18 protein-coding genes are annotated in these 21,449 nt (G+C 74.2%); 14 read left to right on the top strand and 4 right to left on the bottom strand.

Annotated elements, in window-relative coordinates; all coding sequences use genetic code 11:
- Positions 1 to 50: 50 nt before the first annotated feature.
- Positions 51 to 1,526, bottom strand: a complete 1,476-nt coding sequence (locus ABD363_RS07190; RefSeq protein WP_344600770.1) for a S1C family serine protease — start codon at positions 1,524 to 1,526, stop codon at positions 51 to 53.
- Positions 1,527 to 1,796: 270 nt separating this feature from the next.
- Here ABD363_RS07190 and ABD363_RS07185 point away from each other — a divergent pair, with 270 nt between their 5' ends.
- The 3 genes from ABD363_RS07185 to ABD363_RS07175 all read left to right on the top strand — a co-directional run bounded on the left by ABD363_RS07185 (position 1,797) and on the right by ABD363_RS07175 (position 4,708).
- On the top strand, positions 1,797 to 2,699 hold the full coding sequence (locus ABD363_RS07185; RefSeq protein WP_344600768.1) for a glycerophosphodiester phosphodiesterase: 903 nt from the start codon (positions 1,797 to 1,799) through the stop codon (positions 2,697 to 2,699).
- A gap of 249 nt (positions 2,700 to 2,948) precedes the next feature.
- A complete protein-coding gene (locus ABD363_RS07180) occupies positions 2,949 to 3,587 on the top strand; it encodes an ATP-binding protein (RefSeq protein WP_344600766.1) in 639 nt (212 codons plus the stop codon).
- Between the two features lie 155 nt (positions 3,588 to 3,742).
- A complete protein-coding gene (locus ABD363_RS07175; RefSeq protein ID WP_344600764.1) occupies positions 3,743 to 4,708 on the top strand; it encodes a DUF5926 family protein in 966 nt (321 codons plus the stop codon).
- Between the two features lie 235 nt (positions 4,709 to 4,943).
- Here the strand turns inward: ABD363_RS07175 and ABD363_RS07170 are convergent, their stop codons facing one another.
- Positions 4,944 to 5,531 (bottom strand): hypothetical protein, encoded by a 588-nt coding sequence (locus tag ABD363_RS07170; RefSeq protein WP_344600762.1) that lies wholly within the window; start codon positions 5,529 to 5,531, stop codon positions 4,944 to 4,946.
- A 370-nt stretch (positions 5,532 to 5,901) separates the two neighbouring features.
- Positions 5,902 to 6,567: a bifunctional DNA primase/polymerase gene (locus ABD363_RS07165; protein WP_344600760.1), complete on the bottom strand. Its 666-nt coding sequence runs from the start codon at positions 6,565 to 6,567 to the stop codon at positions 5,902 to 5,904.
- Positions 6,568 to 7,051: 484 nt separating this feature from the next.
- Here ABD363_RS07165 and ABD363_RS07160 point away from each other — a divergent pair, with 484 nt between their 5' ends.
- Together ABD363_RS07160 and ABD363_RS07155 are read left to right on the top strand one after the other, a co-directional pair.
- Positions 7,052 to 8,566, top strand: coding sequence for a PP2C family protein-serine/threonine phosphatase (locus ABD363_RS07160; RefSeq protein WP_344600759.1), 1,515 nt, complete (start codon positions 7,052 to 7,054; stop codon positions 8,564 to 8,566).
- Positions 8,567 to 8,764: 198 nt separating this feature from the next.
- Positions 8,765 to 10,249 (top strand): aminopeptidase P family protein, encoded by a 1,485-nt coding sequence (locus ABD363_RS07155; RefSeq protein ID WP_425577948.1) that lies wholly within the window; start codon positions 8,765 to 8,767, stop codon positions 10,247 to 10,249.
- A gap of 211 nt (positions 10,250 to 10,460) precedes the next feature.
- On the opposite strand, the gene ABD363_RS07150 is transcribed toward ABD363_RS07155, so the two are convergent.
- Positions 10,461 to 10,910 (bottom strand): ATP-binding protein, encoded by a 450-nt coding sequence (locus ABD363_RS07150; RefSeq protein WP_344600755.1) that lies wholly within the window; start codon positions 10,908 to 10,910, stop codon positions 10,461 to 10,463.
- A 230-nt stretch (positions 10,911 to 11,140) separates the two neighbouring features.
- Here ABD363_RS07150 and ABD363_RS07145 point away from each other — a divergent pair, with 230 nt between their 5' ends.
- The 9 genes from ABD363_RS07145 to ABD363_RS07105 all read left to right on the top strand — a co-directional run bounded on the left by ABD363_RS07145 (position 11,141) and on the right by ABD363_RS07105 (position 21,340).
- Positions 11,141 to 11,953: a hypothetical protein gene (locus ABD363_RS07145; protein WP_344600754.1), complete on the top strand. Its 813-nt coding sequence runs from the start codon at positions 11,141 to 11,143 to the stop codon at positions 11,951 to 11,953.
- A gap of 324 nt (positions 11,954 to 12,277) precedes the next feature.
- Positions 12,278 to 13,015: a YcnI family copper-binding membrane protein gene (locus ABD363_RS07140; protein ID WP_344600811.1), complete on the top strand. Its 738-nt coding sequence runs from the start codon at positions 12,278 to 12,280 to the stop codon at positions 13,013 to 13,015.
- A 77-nt stretch (positions 13,016 to 13,092) separates the two neighbouring features.
- Positions 13,093 to 13,749, top strand: a complete 657-nt coding sequence (locus ABD363_RS07135) for an SCO family protein (protein ID WP_344600752.1) — start codon at positions 13,093 to 13,095, stop codon at positions 13,747 to 13,749.
- Positions 13,746 to 14,198, top strand: a complete 453-nt coding sequence (locus tag ABD363_RS07130) for a copper chaperone PCu(A)C (RefSeq protein ID WP_344600750.1) — start codon at positions 13,746 to 13,748, stop codon at positions 14,196 to 14,198. The genes ABD363_RS07135 and ABD363_RS07130 overlap by 4 nt, the downstream gene beginning before the upstream one ends.
- A gap of 13 nt (positions 14,199 to 14,211) precedes the next feature.
- Entirely contained in the window at positions 14,212 to 16,200 is a 1,989-nt protein-coding gene (locus tag ABD363_RS07125; protein ID WP_344600748.1) for a copper resistance CopC/CopD family protein, read from the top strand.
- Positions 16,201 to 16,208: 8 nt separating this feature from the next.
- Positions 16,209 to 17,642 (top strand): iron uptake transporter deferrochelatase/peroxidase subunit, encoded by a 1,434-nt coding sequence (efeB, locus tag ABD363_RS07120; protein ID WP_425577947.1) that lies wholly within the window; start codon positions 16,209 to 16,211, stop codon positions 17,640 to 17,642.
- A 103-nt stretch (positions 17,643 to 17,745) separates the two neighbouring features.
- A complete protein-coding gene (gene pheA, locus ABD363_RS07115) occupies positions 17,746 to 18,678 on the top strand; it encodes a prephenate dehydratase (RefSeq protein WP_344600744.1) in 933 nt (310 codons plus the stop codon).
- A 572-nt stretch (positions 18,679 to 19,250) separates the two neighbouring features.
- Positions 19,251 to 20,528: a serine--tRNA ligase gene (serS, locus tag ABD363_RS07110; RefSeq protein WP_344600742.1), complete on the top strand. Its 1,278-nt coding sequence runs from the start codon at positions 19,251 to 19,253 to the stop codon at positions 20,526 to 20,528.
- Positions 20,525 to 21,340, top strand: coding sequence for an HAD family hydrolase (locus tag ABD363_RS07105; RefSeq protein ID WP_344600740.1), 816 nt, complete (start codon positions 20,525 to 20,527; stop codon positions 21,338 to 21,340). The genes serS and ABD363_RS07105 overlap by 4 nt, the downstream gene beginning before the upstream one ends.
- Positions 21,341 to 21,449 lie beyond the last annotated feature (109 nt).

Raw genomic sequence — 21,449 nt, 5'->3', positions numbered from 1 at the left:
GTGTGCGGGTCAGCCGTGGGGAGCCGGGGTGGCACGCGCGCGGGGCGGGCTCAGCCGTCGCCCACGCGGGAGCCGAGGGTGAGCTCGGCCGTGTGTTCCTTGCCGTCCCGCTCGTAGGTGATGGTCACCTTGTCGCCGGGCTGGTGGGTCCAGATCTCGCCGATCAGGGTCGGGCCGCTGTCGATCACCGTGTCGTCGAGCTTGGTGATCACGTCCCCGGGCTGCAGGCCGGCCTTGTCGGCCGGGCCGCCCGGCTCGACCGGCTCGGTGCCGCCGGTGCCCTGGTCGGTGATCTGCGCGCCGTCCGTGGTGTCCTCCAGGGAGACGGAGGCTCCGATCTTCGCGTACACCGGCTTGCCGGTCTTGATCAGCTGCTGGGCGACGTACTTGGCCTGGTTGATCGGGATGGCGAAGCCCAGGCCGATCGAGCCGGCCTGTCCGCTGCCGAAGCCGCCGTTGCTGCTGGACTGGATCGCGGAGTTGATGCCGATGACGTTGCCCTGCGCGTCCAGCAGCGGGCCGCCGGAGTTGCCGGGGTTGATCGAGGCGTCGGTCTGCAGGGCGCTCATGTAGGACGCCTTGCTGTCGGCGCTGCCGTCGCTGGAGGCCACCGGGCGGTCCTTGGCGCTGATGATGCCCGTGGTCACCGTGTCGGACAGGCCGAAGGGGGCGCCGATGGCGATGGTCGAGTCGCCCACGGCCACCTTGTCGGAGTCGCCCAGGGGGAGCGGCTTCAGATTCGCGGGGGCGTTCTTGAGCTTGATGACGGCCACGTCGTAGCCCTGGGCGTTGCCGACCACCTCGGCGTCGTACTTCCTGCCGTCGGGGAAGGTCGCCGTGAGCTTGCCGCCGTCGACCGCGCCCGCCACCACGTGGTTGTTGGTGACGATGTGGCCCTGGGTGTCGAAGACGAAGCCGGTTCCGGTGCCGCCCTCGCCGCTGGTGCTCTCGGCCTCGATCGTGACCGTGCTGGGCAGTGCCTTGGCGGCCACGGCGGCGACCGTGCCCGGGTCGCGCTTGACGGAGCCGCCGGTGTCGGAGGCGGAGACCGTCGTGGAGGCGGTCTCGTCGTTGTTCTTGGCCAGGGTGTAACCGAGACCGCCGCCCAGTCCGCCCGCGGCCAGCGCGGCGATCAGGATCGCGGCGAGCAGTCCGCCGCGTCCCCGGCCGGACTTCGGCGCCGGCTGCTGGTAGGGGGCGCCCCAGCCGCCGGAACCGCCGTCCCCGCCGCCGTACGCCGGGGTGGTGGGCGGGGGCGGGGGCCAGGCGGTGTCCGGGGCCGAGCTGTGGAAGGCGTGCCCCTGCGCGCCGCCCGCTGCCGTGCCCGCCGGTCCGTAGGCCGGCGCCTGGGCGGCGTACGCCCCCTCCCGGTCCGTGCCGGGGGGAGCGCTCGCGGGGGGCGCCGGGGTCGCCGGCGCGTCGCTGCCGGGCGCCGCGGCCTGCGGGGAGGCTGCGGGGGATTCCACCGGCACGGGGGGTGCGGACGGGGCCGGGGGTACCGCGGTGCCCTCGTTCTCGGTGTTCACAGCGTCTCTCCTCGATCCACGGCTGCTGTCTGTTCGCACTCGGTCACGCTGGTGCGCGCTGGTCGGCGCCGGCGGTCCGGCGCGATTCAGCTGTGCGTGTCCTGCATGTCTATTTGTATGCCGACAGCTTTTCCCACGAGCCGTCAGAGCACCATAAGCGGTTGCTGTGGGGCCGCGACCATTCCTTATACAGGGCATGTGACACTTATCGGACACAAGAGGGCCGCCGCCGTTCGCACGCCTACCCGCGCGCGGTGGCACCATGACGCGGTGACCCACGCACGGCAGCAGCGGATCCAAGTCGTCGCCCATCGCGGAGCCTCCGAGGAGGCGCCCGAGCACACCCTGGCCGCGTACCGCAAGGCGATCGAGGACGGCGCGGACGCCCTGGAATGCGATGTGCGCCTGACCGCCGACGGACACCTCGTGTGCGTCCACGACCGCCGCGTCAACCGTACGTCCAACGGCCGGGGCGCGGTCTCCGCCCTGGAGCTGGCCGAGCTGGCCGCCCTGGACTTCGGCTCCTGGAAGACGCGCGCGTCCTGCCGGGACGCCCCCCGGCGGGACGGCCTGCGGCGGGGCGATTCCCGGCGGCACGACTTCTGCGGGAGCGACTCCTGGCAGGACAGGGACGAGGAGCCCGACTGGGAGCACCGGCCCGAGGACCGGGAGGAGACCTCCGTCCTCACCCTGGAACGGCTGCTCGAACTCGTCGCCGACGCGGACCGCCGGGTGGAGCTGGCCATCGAGACCAAGCACCCCACGCGCTGGGCGGGGCAGGTGGAGGAGCGGCTGCTGACGCTGCTGAAGCGGTTCGGACTCGACGCGCCGACCTCCCCCGACCGGTCCCAGGTGCGCGTGATGAGCTTCTCCGCCCGCTCGCTGCACCGGGTACGGGCCGCCTCGCCGACGCTGCCGACGGTGTACCTGATGCAGTTCGTCCCGCCCCGGCTGCGCGACGGGCGGCTGCCCGCGGGCGTGGGGATCGCCGGTCCCTCGATCCGGATCGTGCGCAATCACCCCGCGTACGTCGAGCGCCTGAAGCGGGCCGGCCACCAGGTGCACGTGTGGACCGTGAACGAGCCGGAGGACGTGGATCTCTGCGTCGGCCTGGGCGTCGACGCCATCATCACCAACCGTCCGGGCGCGGTGCTGCGCCGGCTCGGCCGCTGATCCCGCGCCGGCCCCGCGTCCGCCGGGATCGTCCGCTCCCGCCGGAACCCGCTGGTCGCGCGGGGTCGTCCGCTCCCGCCGCCGTCCTCGGGTCCCGCCGGAATCCCTCGCTCCCGTCGCGGGCCTTGACCCGGCGGCCGGACTGTTCCATCCTCCCTTTTCGGCCACACCGATGAAATCCAGCCATACGGTCACGAGGAGTGCTCCGGCGCGTCCGGCGCGCGTTCGGTGCGTGTTCGATCGTTTCGGATGCGTCACCGGGCGTGGATCGGCCGGTTTCCGGTCCAGGCCATTGGGGCATCCACACCGTGGCGTGGGGCGAAGGAGGTCTCGGGGGTGGCGTTGGTGGTGGCACAGGAGGTGCCCACGTCGTCGAGCATGGCCGTTCCCCACGGTCCGGCAGGCGTGGGGGAAGCGAGACGTCGTATGCGCGATCAACTGCGCAGGGACGGCGTAGCGGAATCGGTCGTCGACGACGCCGTACTGATCCTTTCCGAACTCTTGAGCAACGCGTGCAAACACGGCCGGCCGCTGGGCGACGCCCTGGCCGGTGACGGCGACGTCCGGGCCGCGTGGCGGGTGGAACCGGACGGCCGGCTCGTCGTCGAGGTCACGGACGGCGGCGGCCCGACCCGCCCGGCGCCGGCCACCCCGTCGGTCACCGCGCACGGCGGCCGCGGGCTGAACATCATCACCGCGCTGGCCGACGACTGGGGCGTACGGGACGACGCCCGGGGCGAGGTCACGGTCTGGGTCGTCGTCCACGACGACGTGTACGACCCGGACGCCGGGCGCCGCCGCGACGGCCTCGCCCCGCGGATCGCGGCCCCGGCCGCGCCCCGGATCCCCGGCCCGGACCTCAGGAGCGCGTTCGACGAACGGGGCTGAGCGGCGGCTTCGGTGCCCGGCCCGCTCCCGCGTCACCGGCACGGGTGGCCCGGTCGCCCGCGGGTCGCGCCGTCGTCCACAGGATCCCGGCCGCCGCGGCGGGAACGGCTAGGCTCGCGCCCGTACGAGACGAGCCGTAACCGGGAGACACCACGATGGCCAAGAAGCGACCCCAGACGAAGGCCAAGCGCCCGCAGCTCGGCGACGCCGAGATCCCGGTGGTCGGCGCCCGCGAACCGTGCCCCTGCGGCAGTGGCCGCCGCTACAAGGCCTGCCACGGCCGGGCCGCCGCCCAGGCCGTGACCGAGCTGGTGCAGCGCCCGTTCGAGGGGCTGCCGGGCGAGTGCGACTGGGTCGCGCTGCGCGAGCTGGTGCCCGCCGCCACGGTCGAGCTGACCCTCAAGGACGGCCTCCCCGAGGGCGTGCCGTCGGTCACGCTGGCCACGGTGCTGCCGATGGCCTGGCCCGCCCTGCGCCGCGACGACGGCTCGGTGCTGCTCGGCCTGCAGAACGACACCGCGTCGGGCGACCTCAGCCGCGACCTCGCCGATACCCTCCAGCGCGCCCTGACCGCCGAGCCGGGCACGCCCGTGCAGGGCCGCCGCGCACCGGCCGACGGTCCGCGGCTGCAGGATCTGCTCGACCCGGCAGGCGCGTTCGAGCCAGTTGTGCACAGCGGCTTCGAGTTCTGGGTCCCGGACCCGGAGAACGCCACGGCGGAGGTGACCGCCTCGCTGGAGCGGGCCAACGCCGCGGCCATCCCGACCGTGCGGCTCCAGGGCGTGGACGCCGCGTACTGGTGCGAGACGCCGGAGAAGAACCACCTGCGCTGGGTGATGCCGCACGCCGAGGAGCGTCTTCTGGACGCGCTCGCGCGGCTGCAGGCGGCGGGCCGGACCAGCCTCGGCGAGGGCACCCGGCTCGTCGGCTCCTTCCGTGCCCACGGGCTCACCGTGCCGGTCTGGGACCTGCCGAGCGGGGTCGGCGCGCAGGACGTGGAGAAGCCGGCCGCCGTGTTCGCCGAGCACCTCGCCGAGGCCCTGGCCTCGGACGCGCCGCTCACCGCGGACGAGCGGCGGGCCCGCGGCGGCCTGACCAACCGCCAGGTCACCCTCAGCTGACGCCGCCCCCGGGAAGCCGGTTCGGCCGGCCGGCCGAACCTCTCCCGCGGTGCGGACGGCCCGGGCCGTAACTCCCGGTACGGACAGGCCGATCGGTGACCGGAAAAGCAGAGATCGAATTTGCGAACCGCCGATCTCTTGTTACCGTTCCAGTAGCCCGGTTGCTGGTGCATCCCCCGTCGCCAGCAACCGGGTCTTTCCATGTCCGCGGTCCTGCACGGTGCGCAGTCGCCCGTCAACTCCCCGTTTCCACGGGCGAGTTGCTCGCGGACCGCAGCAGCAGCGGCCCGCTCCCGGTCCGGCGCGCGAACTCCGTGACGGCCGTGTAGGCGGCCGGCGCCGCCCGCAGACGCTCCCGGGGCGTCTCGCACAGCCCCGGCTCGCCCCCGGCGCCCACCGCGCAGTGCAGCCGCACGGCGCGGGAGCCGGGTCCCAGGAGGCTCAGCACGGCGTGCAGCGCGTCGCCGGTGAGGTTGCGGTAGTAGGTCCGCGCCCAGGTCTCCTCGCCCTGCGTCAGGACGCACGTCTGCGCCTCGACGCCGCCGGGGGCGGCGATCTCGGGACCACAGCGCACGGCGGTGGCCCGGCCGGGATCCAGGCGCGGCGGGGAGGGGGCGGGGCGGGCGGCGCGCGCCTTGCCGTCGCCGGGGAGCGCGGCATCGCCGCCGGCAGGCGCCGCGGTGTCACCGCTCCGCGCGGGGAACCGTGCGGCCGGGCGGCCCTCCTCCCCCGCGGATCCCACGGCCGCCCCGAATCCCGCGGACCCCGCGGACGCCACGGCGAGCGGCAGGACGACCGCGCACGCCACGACGCCGATGAGCACCAGCAGACGGACACGCCGGGGATCCGGCCCGTCGTGGACGGCCTGCGGCGGCCTCGCGGCACGGTGTCTCCCGGCCCCGGCGCGGTGCCGGCCGGCCGTGCGGCGTCCCGGTCCCGGCCGGCGCGTCGCACGCCCGGCGCGGAGCGCCCGGCGACGCTCCCCGCGAGGCGGCGGGCCCGGCGCGGGGCGCACCGGCCTGTCGTCGTCCCCCGGCCGTCCCTCGGCGCGACGCACCGGCCCGTCGGCGTCACGCCCCCGGCCCCCGGTTCCGTGCGCCCCGTCTCCGGCGCCGTGCTTCCCAGAACGAAGCGGCATGGAGCGGACGATAACGACCACGGGCGGGAGCCGAGTCCCGCGCGCGCCGACACCCCTACAACTCGGGCGCGCTCACACCCGTACGAGTGAGGGCCTCGACCGCGGCGTCCACCACGGCCTCCACGTCCGGCACCCACGGCGCGGCCGAGCCCGGCAGCGGCGCGCGCTCCCAGCGGACGGCGCCGTGGCCCGTCTCGGACGGGGGCAGCGCGAGGTAGCCGCCCTGGCCGTGGAAGCGGAGGGAGCCGGGCACGAAGTCCTTGGCGTACAGCAGCTCGCCCAGCTGCTCCATGGAGTACGGCCGCACGAGGATCGACCAGCGCGTGGGGGAGGCGACGACGGGGCCGAGGCGCATGCCGGCGCGGTCCAGCGCCTCCAGGGCGTGGGCGGCCGGCAGCGCGGGCAGGGAGACCGCGCACGGCGCCCTGCCGCCGGTGGCCAGGATGATCGGCGCGGTGGGCCGGTTGGTCCACCACCAGCGCACCATGCGCGCGTCGGTGGTGGCCGCGAGGAGGCCGGGGTCGAAGGGGTGTGCGCCCGGCACCGTGCACTCCGGGTCGGGGCAGCCGCAGCGGGACCGCCCCTGCGGGTTCGCCGTCACGCCCGGGAGTACGGGCCACTGCCATCGCGTCGCGAAGGTCAGGGCCGCGCTGACCGGCTCAGGCTTTCCGTCCTTCCGCTGGGACAGGAGCCTGCGTCGCCTTCCGAGGATCTCGCGCATGAGCGCTCGTTCCTTTCCGTTGCACCGCTGGCAACACCGTGGTCCACATCACAACATGTGTCGATCACTTCACTGTGCGTACCTGTTGGCGCATCACACCCCCGCCGGAGGCGAGGGGAACCCCTACGGGCCGAGCGTGGGCTGCGTCCCCGTCCATGCCGCGTCTGTCAAAAGCATGGCCGTGGCGTGGGGTGGCGAAGTCTGGCGTTTTGCCGCCCGCGTATGTCTCTCCGCCTCCGTCACGGGAGGATGGGGCACGGTCGTCGGTGGTTAAGACGCCCGGGTCGGTCACCAGGTTCCCGGGTGACCCTCGGTCACCCCTGGCCTTTCACCGAGTACGTACCCATCACAACCGCTGTGACGCTCCGTGGAGCAAGCCCAGTCGACCGCAACAAGCCGTTGACCGGAGCAGTTTCAAGCCAACTTTGCCCTGCGACAAAGAGATCACACAAGTCCCCGGGACACCAGTAATCCCCGCAGGACAATGCTGGACATCCCCTCACGAGTCCGTGTACATGTGGAGACACTGCTGGCGGCGCAGAACGACATGGGGGTTTGCGATGCTTTTGGGCAGTACGCACCGGCCGGAAAGCCGGACACCATGAACGCTCCGCACCCTCCGAAAGTGGCCGGAATCGATTCAACGGTTCCCTCCCCCGCCCAGACTGTCGCGCCCGCCGCGCAGGGTTCCTCCCCCGCCGCCCCGCTCCCTCCCGCGCCCCCTCCCGGCGCCCTGCTCCAGGACCGCCTGGCCGGCTGGGTGTCGGACCTGACGACCCTCCACGAACTCACCGGACGGCTGGCCCGCACCGGCGCGCTCCCCGAAGCGCTCCAGGAGGTGCTGCGCGCCGGAGCCGCCCTGGTGGGCGCCCGGCGCGGCCTCCTCGTGCTGGAGCCGGGCGACGGACTCGGCCCCGCCACCACGACCGGCCTGGGCCTGGGCCGGGCCGACCTCGGCCACCTGGAGACCGTGCCGCGCGGCGCGACCCCGTACGGACGGATCCTCGACGGCCCGCCCGGTTGCGCGGACGGCGTCGCCCAGCCCGACCTGTTCGCCGAGGAGGGCCTGGACCCGCGCCACCGCGAGGTCGCCGCGCGCCTCGGCTACGCCGCCAGTTACGCCCTCCCCCTGTCGCCCGAGTCCACGGGCCGGCTGGGCGTCGCCGTGTGGCTCTACGACGAGCCCGCCGAGCCCGCCGAGCGGCAGCGCCACCTCGTCGGCCTGTACGCCCGGTACGCCGCCGAGCACCTCGCCCGGCTCGTCGAGGTCGAGCGCACACGCGCGCGCATGGCGACGATGTCCGAGGAACTGCTGCCCACGCGCCTGCCGCGGGTGCCCGGCGTCCGGCTCGCCGCGCGGCACCGCACCGGACCGCGCGGCGGCGGCGACTGGTTCGACGCGCTGCCGCTGCCGGACGCCGCCCTCGGCCTCGCCGTCGGGTCCGTCACCGGCTCCGGGCCCGGCGCGGTCGCCGCGATGGGCCGGCTGCGGGCGTCCCTGCGGGCGTACGCCGTGATGGAGGGCGAGGACCCGGTCGCCGTCCTGTCCGACCTGGAGCTGCTGCTGCGGCTGACCGAGCCCGCCCGCTCGGCCACCGCCCTGTTCGGCTACTGCGAGCCGGCCCTGCGGCGGATCACGCTGGCCGGGGCCGGGCACAGCCCGCCGCTGCTGATCGGCCGGCGGCGCACGGAGTTCGTGGAGACCTCCGTCTCCGCGCCGCTGGGCATGCTCGCCTGCTGGGAGGCGCCGAGCGTGGAGATCCACGCGGAGCCGGGGGAGACGGTCCTGCTCTACACCGACGGGCTGCTCCAGCGCACCGGCGACCCCGCCGACCGCGCCTTCGCCCGGCTGCACGCGGCGGCGGCCGGCGTGCCCAGGGCGGTGCGGCGCGACCCCGGCGCCGTCGCGGACCACGTCCTGCGGACCGTGCTGCCGGACGCCGCGGACGCGGCCGGCGGCGGGGAGGACGTCGTGCTCCTCGCGGCGCACTTCGAGTAGCGGGCCCGCGTTCCTGCGGCCCGGTCCCCGCTCCCGCACGACCGTACGATGATGGGGGTGTCTCCCGTCCGAGCGGAGCCGACAGCTCGGGGGAGCGCCCCCCGCGCGAGCGGAGCCGGCAGTTCGGTGGGGTGCCCCCTGCTCGAGCGGAGCCGACAGCTCGGGGGAGGGTCCAGTGCCGTATCGAGGAGGATGACCGTGGCCGAGGAACTCACCCCGGCGGTGTCCGGTGCCGCTGCCGCCGCAGCGGACCCGGAAGCGCCCGAGGAGCCCATCAAGCAGCGCAAGAACGGCCTGTACCCGGGCGTGTCCGACGAGCTCGCCGAGAACATGCGGAGCGGCTGGGCCGACACCGAGCTGCGCGACCTGGAGCCGATCCCGCAGGCCGCCCGGACCGCCGCGCGCCGCGCGGCGCTGTCCGCGCGCTTCCCCGGCGAGCGCCTGGTCGTCCCCGCGGGCAACCTCAAGACCCGGTCGAACGACACCGAGTACCCCTTCCGGGCCTCCGTCGAGTACGCCTACCTCACCGGCAACCAGACCGAGGACGGCGTCCTGGTCATGGAGCCCACGGCCGACGGCCACCGGGCCACGATCTACCTCCTGCCGCGCTCGGACCGGGAGAACGGCGAGTTCTGGCTGGACGGCCAGGGCGAGCTGTGGGTCGGCCGCCGCCACTCCCTCGCCGAGGCCGAGCATCTGTACGGCATCCCCGCCTCCGACGTGCGCGAGCTGGCCGGCAGGCTGCGCGAGGCGACCGGGCCGGTGCGGGTCGTGCGCGGCCACGACGCCGGCATCGAGGCCGCGCTGACCGACAAGGTCACCGCCGAGCGGGACGAGGAGCTGCGGGTCTTCCTCTCCGAGATGCGGCTGGTCAAGGACGACTTCGAGATCGGCGAGCTGCAGAAGGCCGTCGACTCCACCGTGCGCGGCTTCGAGGACGTGGTGAAGGTCCTGGACAAGGCGCAGGCGACGAGCGAGCGCTACATCGAGGGCACGTTCTTCCTCCGTGCCCGGGTGGAGGGCAACGACGTCGGCTACGGCACCATCGCCGCCGCCGGCCCGCACGCCTGCACGCTGCACTGGGTGCGCAACGACGGCCCGGTCCGCTCCGGCGACCTGCTCCTGCTGGACGCGGGCGTGGAGACGCACACGTACTACACCGCCGACGTCACGCGCACCCTGCCCGTCAGCGGCCGCTACAGCGAGATCCAGCGGAAGATCTACGACGCCGTGTACGAGGCCCAGGAGGCCGGCATCGCGGCCGTCCGGCCGGGCGCCAAGTACCGCGACTTCCACGACGCGGCGCAGCGCGTGCTGGCCGAGAAGCTCGTCGCCTGGGGGCTCGTCGAGGGCCCGGTGGAGCGGGTGCTGGAGCTGGGGCTGCAGCGCCGCTGGACGCTGCACGGCACCGGGCACATGCTCGGCATGGACGTCCACGACTGCGCGGCGGCGCGGACGGAGACGTACGTGGACGGCGTCCTGGAGCCGGGCATGGTGCTCACCGTCGAGCCGGGGCTGTACTTCCAGGCCGACGACCTGACCGTGCCCGAGGAGTACCGGGGCATCGGCGTGCGGATCGAGGACGACATCCTGGTCACCGAGGACGGCAACCGGAACCTGTCGGCGGCGCTGCCGCGCCGGTCCGACGAGGTGGAGGCGTGGATGGCGGCCCTGAAGGGCTGAGCGGCGGCCCCGCGGCGCCGGTCACGGGCCGGTACGACGCGATGGCCGGGCACCCCGCGGGGTGCTCGGCCATCGGTGCGTCCGGGGGCGGCCGACGCGCGCCGGGGTTCCCGTGCCCGGGGGCTTCCGTGGACGGCTCCCGGTCCGGCGCCGGACCGCGCCGGGGGCCCGACGCGGCGGCGGGCCGGGCGGCCGCGGCGCGCCCCGGACGTCACACCGCTGCCAGGGGCGCGCCCTTGCGCCACTTCACGGTCTTGTCGAAGCTCACCACCGCGCCGCTCCGGCCCGGTGCGCTGCCGATGTGGACGTGGTCGGCGAGTTCCCGGATGAGGCACAGGCCCCGGCCGTGCTCGGCGTCCACGGGCGCGGGGCGGACCGCCGGCGCGCCCGGGGCGGGGAAGCCGGGGCCCGCGTCGGTGACCTCGATGCGGCACATCTGGCCGTCGAGATAGGCGGTGACCCGGTACGCCTCGGAGCAGCCGCGCCCCCTGCCCCCGCCGTGCTCCACCGCGTTGGCGCAGGCCTCGCTGAGGGCGACGGACAGGTCGTAGGAGATCTCGGGGTCGACGCCCGCGGTCTCCATGGTGCCGAGCAGCATGCGCCTGGCCAGCGGCACGCTCGCGGCCTCCCGCCGCAGATGGAGTGACCACCAGATGCTCATGCTCCAGCCTCCCGGCCGCGGCTCGACATACCGTTACGTATTGCCCCCCGTGCTCGAACGTAAGCGCAGAGTTCGCGTGATACCGCCCATACGGCGGATGTGCCGCCGCCGTGCCGGGTGTATGCGGGACGGGTGGTACCAGACGGTTCAGACGGTGACCTTCCGGTCGTAGCGCATCTTGCGGACCTGCCGTACGGCGGGGCGGCGACCAGTGGGATGATGAGCCCGCCATGACTGCCCCCCACCAGCGCACGGCGCGCTCCGGAGACGGCCTCCGGATGCTGCGGGCCGCGGTGTTCGCCGCGGTCTGCGTCGTGCTGGCCGCGGCGGGGCACTCCCTGGCCTCCTACGCCACCGTTCCGCTGTGGACGCTGGGCGCGGGATTCCTCGGGGCGTTCGTGGTCGCGGCGCCGCTCGCCGGACGCGCGCGCTCGCTGCCCGGGACCGCGGCGCTGCTGGCGGCCGGCCAGACCGCGCTGCACACGCTGTTCGGGATGGGCCGGCACGGCACGGCGACGGTCGCGGACCCCCCTGCCGACGCCACGCTGGTCGAACAGGCGGCGCGGCTGGTGTGCGGGACCACCGCGGCGGCGATCAGCCCGGCCCAGGCGCAGCGCATCCTCGCCGACGCCCGGCTCCGTCCCGACACCGGCCTCCAGACCGGCACCGCGCACCACCCGGCCGACGCCCTGTCGGCCGCCGCCGGTTCCCCGGCGGCGCTGCTGCCGTCCCTGCCGATGCTGCTCGGCCACGTCCTCGCGGCGATCGCCGCCGGCTGGCTGCTGCGCCACGGGGATCTGGCCGTGGCGCGGCTCGTCGACCTGTCGGCGCACACCGTCGCCGAGGGCGCGCTCGTACGGTCCCTGCGCGGGGCGCTCGCGCTGGTGCGCGCCCTGCACGCCGGGCTCCCGGCCGCGCCCGGGGCGGGTCCGCGCCCGCCCCGTACCGCCCTGCTCGCGCCGCCGTGCCCGCACACCGCCGCACTCCAGCACACGGTGATCCGGCGCGGCCCGCCGGCCGCCGCCCTCGCCCTCGCCGCCTGACGCGCCACGACACCGCTCCGCCCTCCGCACCCCGGAAGCGGGGAGGGCCGCGGCCGTCCTGCGGCACGCGCGCGCGCCGCCGCCTTCCGGCGGCCCGCCCCGGCCCGGCGCCCCGCGGCCCGTTCCGCCGCGGCCTGCGGCGGCCCGCTCCGGCCCGGTGCCCGTTCGCCGTCCCCGGCGTCCGGCCGCCTTCCCGGTGCCCGTGTCCGCCGTTCCCGGTGCCCCTGGCGGGCTCCCGTGCCAAAAGCCCGTCCCGCGCGCATCCCTCCTCGTCGTCCACCTCACTCGAAGCGGAGTGCTCCTGTCATGAAGGCCACGAAGGCCGTGAAGGCTTCCCGTGTCGCCGCCGGCGCCGCCGCCGGCGCCGCCGTCCTCGTCCTGTCCTCCCCCGCCTTCGCGCACGTCACCGTGCAGCCGGACGGCCCGGCCGCCAAGGGCGGCTACGCGGTCGTCGACTTCAAGGTCCCCAACGAGCGCGACAACGCCTCCACCACCAAGCTGGAGGTCTCCTTCCCCACCGACCACCCGCTGGCCTCGGTGATGCCGGAGCCGGTCGCCGGCTGGACCGTCGAGGTCACCAAGTCCCGGCTGGACAAGCCCCTGGAACTGCACGGCGAGAAGATCGACGAGGCCGTCACCAAGGTCACCTGGACCGCCGACGGCAAGGGCATCCGGCCCGGCTTCTTCCAGAAGTTCCCCGTCTCCGTCGGCGCGCTGCCCGAGGACGCCGACCAGCTCGTCTTCAAGGCGGTCCAGACGTACTCCAACGACGAGGTCGTGCGCTGGATCGAGGTGCCCCAAGAGGGCCAGGAGGAGCCCGACAACCCGGCCCCGGTGCTGGAGCTGTCCGCCGCCTCCGAGGACGGGCACGCGCACGACTCGTCCGACGAGGAGTCCTCCGACGACGCCCGGTCCGCCGCCACGGACACCGCCGCCGAGGAGGAGGACTCCTCCGACGGCACCGACACCACCGCCCGCGTCCTCGGCATCGTCGGCATCGTCGTCGGCGCGGTGGGCGTGGCGTACGGCGTGCTCGCCCAGCGCCGGCGCGCCGGCGCCTGATCCCCCCCTTCACGGTGTGCGCCGGGCGTCGGACGACCCCGGCGCACACCGGACACTCACATCTGGGACATTTTTCCATGCGCAAGAAGACGTTCGCCGCGGCCGCGCTGCTCGCCGCCGCCTCCCTGACCCTGACCGCGTGCGGCGGCGGCGAGGACACCGCCGCCCAGCCCGTCTCCGTGGTCTCCGAGGAGGCGGGCGCCCAGCGGGCCGCCACCGTCCTCGACAAGCCGTTCGAGAAGCCGGACCTGGTCCTCACCGACACCCGGGGCGAGAAGTACGACCTCCGCGAGGAGACGGCGGGCAAGCCGACGCTGGTCTACTTCGGCTACACCCACTGCCCCGACGTCTGCCCGCTGACGATGAACAACATCGCGGTGGCCAAGAAGCAGCTGCCCGAGGCGGAACAGGACGAGCTGCGCGTCGTGTTCGTCACCACCGACCCCGAGCGCGACACCCCGTCCGAACTCGGCAAGTGGCTCAAGGGCATCGATCCGCAGATCGTCGGCCTGACCGGCGACTTCGCCACCGTCCAGGCCGGCGCCCGCACCCTCGGCATCTCCATCGAGGCGCCGCACAAGGACGAGAACGGCAAGGTCGTCTCCACCCACGGCACCCAGGTGGTCGCGTTCTCGCCGAAGACCGACGACGGGTACGTCCTCTACGGCGAGGACGCCACGGTCGAGGACTACACCCGGGACCTCCCCCGGATCGTCAAGGGGGAGAAGCCGTGAGAGGCCTCGCGGGGCCCGCCGCGGCGCTCGCCGGCGCCCTGCTCCTCGCGGGCTGCGGCGGGGACGGCGCGGACGCCGCCGACCTCTCGGTCAGCGCCGCCTACATGCCGCAGCCGGTCTCCGCCTCCATGGCGGCCGGTTTCCTCACCATCACCAACGAGGGCGGCGCCGAGGACCGGCTGACCTCGGTCACGAGCGATGCCGCGGACGAGGTCACGGTGCACGAGACCGCCGACGGGACCATGCGGGAGGTGCGCGCCCTCACCGTCCCGGCGCACGGCCGGCTCGTCCTGGAAAGCGGCGGCGACCATCTGATGTTCGAAAAACTGAGGCGCCGCCCGAAGGAGGGTGAGACGGTCTCCGTCGAGCTGCGTTTCGCCCACTCCGACCCCGTCCGGGTCGACATACCGGTGAAGCCGGCCACCTACACCCCGCCGACCGGACACTGAGGGAGGGACCACCTTGACGCAGACCATCGCCCCCCGCGTCCGGACCCTGGTGCTGCTGCTCCTGGCCGTCACCGGCGCGCTGCTCGCCGGCGCCGGCCCCGCCTCCGCGCACGCCGCGCTGACCGGCAGCGACCCCCGGCAGGGGGCGGTGGTCGACCGGGCCCCGGCCCAGGTCTCGCTGACCTTCTCCGAGCGGGTCGCGGTGGACGGCGACGCGCTGCGCGTGCTCGACCCCCGGGGCAAGCGCGTCGACGACGGCGAGCCGGCCGGTGCCGGCGGCACCACGTACACGGTGCGGCTGCACTCCGGCCTGCCCGACGGCACGTACACGGTGACCTACCGGGTGGTGTCGGCGGACAGCCACCCGGTGGCCGGCGCCTTCACCTTCTCCATCGGCGCCCCGTCCAAGACCTCCGTCCCGGTGGCCGGCCAGGAGGCGGGCGGCGGGATCGTCGGCCTGCTGTACGGCGCCGGGCGGTACGTGTCGTACGCCGGCTTCGTCGTGCTGGCCGGCGGGGCCGCCTTCGTCCTGGCCTGCTGGCAGCGCGGCTCGGGGGTGCGGGCGGTGCAGCGGCTGGTCGTCTCCGGATGGCTCGCGCTCACCGCGGCCACCCTCCTGCTGCTCCTGCTGCGCGGCTCCTACACCGGCTCCGGCAAGCTCGGCGACGTCTTCGACCTGACCCTGCTGGGGCAGGTGCTGCAGACCAAGGCGGGCGCCTCGCTGGTGTCCCGGCTGCTGCTGCTCGCGGCGGCGGCGCTGTTCATCGCCGTGCTCTTCGGGGCGTACGCCAAGCAGGTGGCGGACGCGGACGGCACGGACGGGACCGGCGACGAGGAGGCGGCCAAGGAGAAGCGGGACCTGACCTTCGGGCTCGCCGTCGGCGGGGCCGTCGTCGCGGCCGGGCTCGCGGCGAGCTGGGCGATGGCCGAGCACGCCTCCACCGGGCTCCAGCCCGGCGTCGCCATGCCGGTCGACATCGTGCACCTGCTCGCCGTCGCCGCCTGGCTCGGCGGGCTCGCCGCCCTGCTCGTGGCGCTGTACCGGACGCCCGGGGAGGCGCCCGTCGAGGCCGTCGCCGTGCGCCGGTTCTCGCGGGTCGCGTTCGGCAGCGTGCTCGCGCTGGCCGCGACCGGGATCTACCAGTCCTGGCGCCAGCTCGGCTCGTGGACGGCGTTCACCGACACCCGGTACGGGCAGCTGCTGCTCGTCAAGCTCGGGCTCGTGGTGGTGCTGGTCGGCGTCGCGTCCTTCTCGCGGCGGTGGACGGCGCGGCTGGCGGAGGCGGGACCCGCCGCGGTGCGCGGACGGGCCGCGGAACCGGCCGGGGACCGCGCCGCGGAACCGGGCGAGGAGCACGTCACGGAGCCCGGGAAGGAGCACGTCGCGGAGCCCGGGAAGGAACGCGTCGCGGTCCGGGCCGCCGCCGGTGACCCCGAGCGGGCCGCCCAGCTCGCCCGGCAGCGGGCCGCGGTGGAGGCCGCGCGCCGCAAGCGGCTGCGGGACGCCGACCCGGCTCGGTCCGGGCTGCGCCGCTCGGTGCTCGCCGAGGCCGGCGTCGCCGTCGTCCTGCTCGCCGTCACCACCGCGCTGACCCAGACCGAGCCGGGACGCACCGAGGAGGGGGCCCGGGCGGCCGCCTCGTCCGCCGCGTCGTCGTCCGGGGCGCTGACCCTGGACCTGCCCTTCGACACCGGCGGCGAGGACGGCGAGGGCGTCGTGCGCATCGACCTCGACCCCGCGCGCGTGGGCGGCAACACCCTGCACGTCTACGTCGAGCGGCCCGACGGCCGCGCCTTCGACGTCCCCGAGCTGAAGATCGCTCTCACCCTCCCGTCCCGGGACATCGGGCCGCTGCCCGTCGTCCCCGACCACATCACCACCGGACACTGGTCGGCGAGCGGAGTGCAGATCCCCATGGGCGGCGACTGGAAGATCGCCGCGACCGTGCGGACCTCCGACATCGACCAGGTGACCGTCTCCAAGAACGCGCAGATCGGCTGAACCGCACCATGGCTGACCAGTCCATTCCGGGGGCCCGTACCCCCGAGACGGCCCCCGGGGGGGCCCGGGAAGGCGCCCTGAAGGGGTCGTCGAACGGGTCCTCGAAGGGATCCCTGCGGGGGTCCGCGAAGAGCCCCGCGAAGGAACCCGCCGAGGAGTCCTCACGGGTGTCCCCGGAGGAGTCCGCGGCGGGGCCCCGGCCGGGGGCCCGCTCCGGGACGGCCCCCGGGGAGGGGATCTCGCGTCGCCGGCTCCTCGGCACCGCCGGCGCCACCGGGCTCGTGCTCGGTGCGGCGGGCGCGGCGGCGGGGTACGCGGCCCGGCCCGCCGAGGCCGTGCCGCTCACCTCGCTCGGCGCCGGCCGGGTGATGTTTCACGGGAAACATCAGCCCGGCATCACCACGCCGATGCAGGCGCGCGGACACCTCGTCGCCTTCGACCTGGCGGCGGGCGCCGGCCGCAGGGAGGCCGCCGCGCTGCTGCGTCGCTGGTCGGAGACGGCCCGGCGGCTGATGACGGGCGAGCCGGCCGCCCAGGGCGACACGGACGTGGCCCGCGACGCCGGGCCGTCGTCCCTGACCCTCACCTTCGGCTTCGGCCACAGCTTCTTCGGCAGGACCGGGCTGGAGAAGCAGCGCCCGGCCGCCCTGGACCCGCTGCCCGCCTTCTCCTCCGACCATCTCGACAAGGCCCGCAGCAACGGCGACCTGTGGGTGCAGATCGGCGCCGACGACGCCCTGGTCGCCTTCCACGCCCTGCGCGCGATCCAGAAGGACGCCGGCTCCGCCGCCCGGGTCCGCTGGCAGATGAACGGCTTCAACCGCTCGCCGGGCGCCACCTCACGGCCCATGACGACCCGCAACCTGATGGGCCAGATCGACGGCACCCGCAACCCCGCGCCGACGGACTCCGACTTCGACCGGCGGATCTTCGTCCCCGAGTCCGGGGAGCCGGCCTGGATGGCGAACGGCTCCTACGTCGTCGTCCGCCGGATCCGCATGCTCCTCGACGACTGGGAGCGGCTCCCGGTCGAGGAGCAGGAGGCCGTCATCGGACGCCGCAAGTCCGACGGGGCGCCGCTCACCGGGGGCACCGAGACGACCGAGATGGACCTGGAGAAGACCGACGCCCGGGGCAACCTGGTCGTCCCCGTCAACGCGCACGCCCGGATCACCCGGCCCGACCAGAACGGCGGCGCGGCCATGCTCCGCCGCCCCTTCTCGTACCACGACGGCTTCGACGCCGACGGCACCCCGGACGCCGGACTGCTGTTCATCTGCTGGCAGGCCGACCCGCTGCGCGGCTTCGTGCCGGTGCAGCGCAAGCTGGACCGGGGAGACGCCCTGTCGCCGTTCATCCGGCACGAGGCGAGCGGCTTGTTCGCGGTGCCGGGGGGAGCGGCCGAAGGGGAGTACGTGGGGCAGCGGCTGCTGGAGGGATGAGGGTCGCCTCACGGGAGCACGAAGGAGGGCGGGTGTCGCCCCGGGGAGTGGCCGGGACGGCAAGCGCACCCGGCGTCCGGCCGCGGCCCATTAGGGTGAGCTCATGGCAGCGAGCTATGCGTATCTCGGCCCCGAGGGCACCTTCACCGAAGTCGCCCTGCGCACCCTGCCCGAGGCGGCCACGAGGGAACTCGTCCCGTACGTGTCCGTGCAGTCCGCGCTGGACGCGGTGCGGAACGGGGAGGCCGAGGCCGCGTTCGTGCCGATCGAGAACTCCGTCGAGGGCGGCATCACCACCACCCTGGACGAGCTGGTCGCGGGCAAGCCGCTGATGATCTACCGCGAGGTGCTGCTGTCGATCACCTTCGCGCTGCTGGTCCGCCCCGGCACCGAGCTGTCCGACATCAAGACGGTCACCGCCCATCCGGCCGCGCAGCCGCAGGTGCGCAACTGGCTGAGGGCGAACCTCCCGGACGCCGTCTGGGAGTCGGCCGCCTCCAACGCGGACGGCGCCCGCCTGGTCCAGGAGGGGCGGTACGACGCCGCCTTCGCCGGCGAGTTCGCCGCCGCCCGGTACGGGCTGGAGGCGCTGGAGACCGGGATCCACGACGCGGAGAACGCCCAGACGCGGTTCGTGCTGGTGGGCCGGCCCGCCCGGCCCGCGGCGCCGACCGGCGCGGACAAGACGTCCGTCGTGCTGTGGCAGCGCGACGACCACCCCGGCGGCCTGCGCGACCTGCTGGGCGAGTTCGCCACGCGGGGCATCAACCTGATGCTGCTGCAGTCCCGCCCCACCGGTGCCGGCATCGGCAACTACTGCTTCTGCATCGACGCCGAGGGCCACATCTCCGACCGCAGGGTCGCCGAGGCCCTGATGGGCCTGAAGCGGATCTGCCTCCAGGTACGCTTCCTGGGTTCGTATCCGCGCGCGGACGTGGCCGTGGCGGACGTACGCCGCCCGCTGCCGGGCACCTCCGACGAGGAGTTCGTGGCGGCGGCGGACTGGGTGGCGCGGTGCCAGGACGGCCGGTTCTAGGGACCGGGGCCGCCGGTACCGAGCGGGCCTGACCGGTCCTACCTGCATACCTTCGGTTGTCCACAGACGTTATCCACAGGCGGGTCCCCGGGCCTGGGGACAAGCCTGCCGCCAGGGGCGACAGAGTCGACAAATCACCCTGTGGACCTGTGCGGCGTCCACCGGCCCGCGGATCGGCCTTCGTTCGGCGTTTTCCCTTCGGCAACTCTTCCGGGTGACCTTTTTCCACTCGAAAGTGAGGGTGGAGTGGGTTTGCACCGTGAATTTCGAGGCGCGAACGCAGTTTCCGGAAGGATCAATTCCGAAGTCCACAGATCTTCCCCACAGCCTGTGGATAACCTTTCGGAAGGTGTGGACGCCTGTGGACAACCGGACTCAAGTCCCGCTCCTCACAAGGGAGACGAGTCAACCGGCCGCCTATCGTCCGACCCGTTCCGGGGAGCTCGGCACCTTTTATTGACAGCCGTCGGAACCCGGGGCATTTCGCTCGTAACGGAATGCGAGTCCCGGTCGGAACGGCACCCGGAACAGCGGGTCGTGGGCTGTCACCCCGCACCGGTAGCCTTGACCGCGTGATTGACCTTCGCCTGCTCCGTGAGGACCCCGACCGTGTGCGCGCCTCCCAGCGCGCCCGTGGAGAGGACGTCGCGCTCGTCGACGCCCTGCTGTCTGCCGACGAGCGGCGCAGGTCGTCCGGCGTCCGCTTCGACGAACTGCGTGCCGAGCAGAAGGCGCTCGGCAAACTCATCCCCAAGGCGGCCGGGGACGAGAAGGCCGAGCTGCTGAAGAAGGCGAGCCAGCTCGCCGCCGACGTCAAGGCGGCCGACGCCGAGCGCGACGCGGCCGACGCCGAGACCCAGCAGCTGCTGCTCCAGCTCGGCAACCTCGTCCACCCGGACGTGCCCGTGGGCGGCGAGGAGGACTTCGTCACGCTGGAGACGCACGGCACGATCCGCGACTTCGCCGCCGAGGGCTTCGAACCCAAGGACCACCTGGAACTCGGTCAGCTCCTCGGCGCCATCGACGTCGAGCGCGGCGCGAAGGTGTCCGGCTCCCGCTTCTACTTCCTCACCGGCGTCGGCGCCCTGCTGGAGCTGGCCCTGGTGAACGCGGCGATGGCGCAGGCCACGGCGGCCGGCTTCACGCCGATGCTGACCCCGGCGCTGGTCCGCCCCCAGTCGATGGCGGGCACCGGCTTCCTCGGCCAGGCGGCCCAGGACGTCTACCACCTCGACAAGGACGACCTGTACCTGGTCGGCACGTCCGAGGTGCCGCTCGCCGCGTACCACATGGACGAGATCATCGACGCCGACCGCCTGCCGCTGCGCTACGCGGGCTTCTCGCCCTGCTTCCGCCGCGAGGCCGGCTCGCACGGCAAGGACACCCGGGGCATCTTCCGCGTCCACCAGTTCGACAAGGTCGAGATGTTCTCCTACGTCGCTCCGGAGGAGTCGCAGGCCGAGCACCAGCGCCTGCTGGAGTGGGAGAAGCAGTGGCTGACCTCGCTGGAGCTGCCGTTCCGCGTGATCGACGTCGCCTCGGCCGACCTGGGCGCCTCGGCCGCCCGCAAGTTCGACTGCGAGGCGTGGATCCCGACCCAGGGCAAGTACCGCGAGCTGACCTCGACCTCGGACTGCACCGAGTTCCAGTCCCGCCGCCTGTCGATCCGCGTGCGCGAGGGCAAGCAGGTCCGCCCGCTGGCCACGCTCAACGGCACGCTGTGCGCCGTACCGCGCACGATCGTGGCGATCCTGGAGAACCACCAGCAGGCCGACGGCTCCGTGCGCGTGCCCGAGGTGCTGCGCCCCTACCTGGGCGGCCGGGAGATCCTGGAACCGGTCGCCGAGTGAGTACGACCGCTGCTCCGGGCTTTCCCCACCGGCTGATCGCCACCGACCTCGACGGCACGCTGCTGCGCTCCGACGAATCGATCTCCCGGCGTACCCGTGACGCGCTCGCCGCGGCGACCGCGGCGGGCGCCGCGCACATCGTCGTCACCGGCCGCGCGGTGCCCTGGACCCGGCACATCCTGGACGACCTCGGCTACGACGGTCTCGCCGTCTGCGGCCAGGGCGCGCAGGTGTACCACGCCGGGGAGCACCGCCTGCTCACCTCGGTGACCCTGGACCGGCAGCTGGCGGGCGTGGCCCTGGCGAAGATCGAGGCGGAGGTCGGCCCGCTGTTCCTGGCCGCCAGCCGCGACGGGCTGGACGGCGAGGTGCTGGTCGGCCCCGGGTACGAGGTCCACGGCGCGCTGCCCGCGATCCCGTTCACGGACGCGTCGGACCTGTGGACCGCGCCGCTGAACAAGATCTACATCCAGCATCCGACCCTCTCGGACGACGAACTGGCCAAGGTGGCCGACCAGGCCGCGGGCGGCTTCGTCACGGTCACCATGGCCGGTGAGGGCATAGTCGAACTGCTCCCCCTCGGCCTGTCCAAGGCGACGGGCCTGTCGCTGGCCGCCCGCCGCCTGAAGCTCAGGGCGGCGGACACGATCGCCTTCGGCGACATGCCGAACGACATCCCGATGTTCGCCTGGGCGTCGCGGGGAGTGGCGATGGCCAACGCCCATGCGGAGCTGAAGGCCGTCGCGGACGAGGTGACCTCCTCGAACGAGGAGGACGGCATCGCGGTGGTGCTGGAACGGCTGCTGGCGTAGCCGCCCACCCGGGCGGGCGGTGGCCCGGCGGCCCTCCGCGGGCCGTGCGGACTACCCCGCCCGGCCGCGACGTCCTTCCCGCCACAACGTCCTCCCCGCCCGGCGCGTC

Origin of the sequence: Streptomyces glaucus, from assembly GCF_039533365.1 — a bacterium.
GTDB classification, from domain to species: Bacteria; Actinomycetota; Actinomycetes; order Streptomycetales; family Streptomycetaceae; genus Streptomyces; species Streptomyces glaucus.
This window is presented reverse-complemented; position numbering and strand designations above follow the sequence as displayed.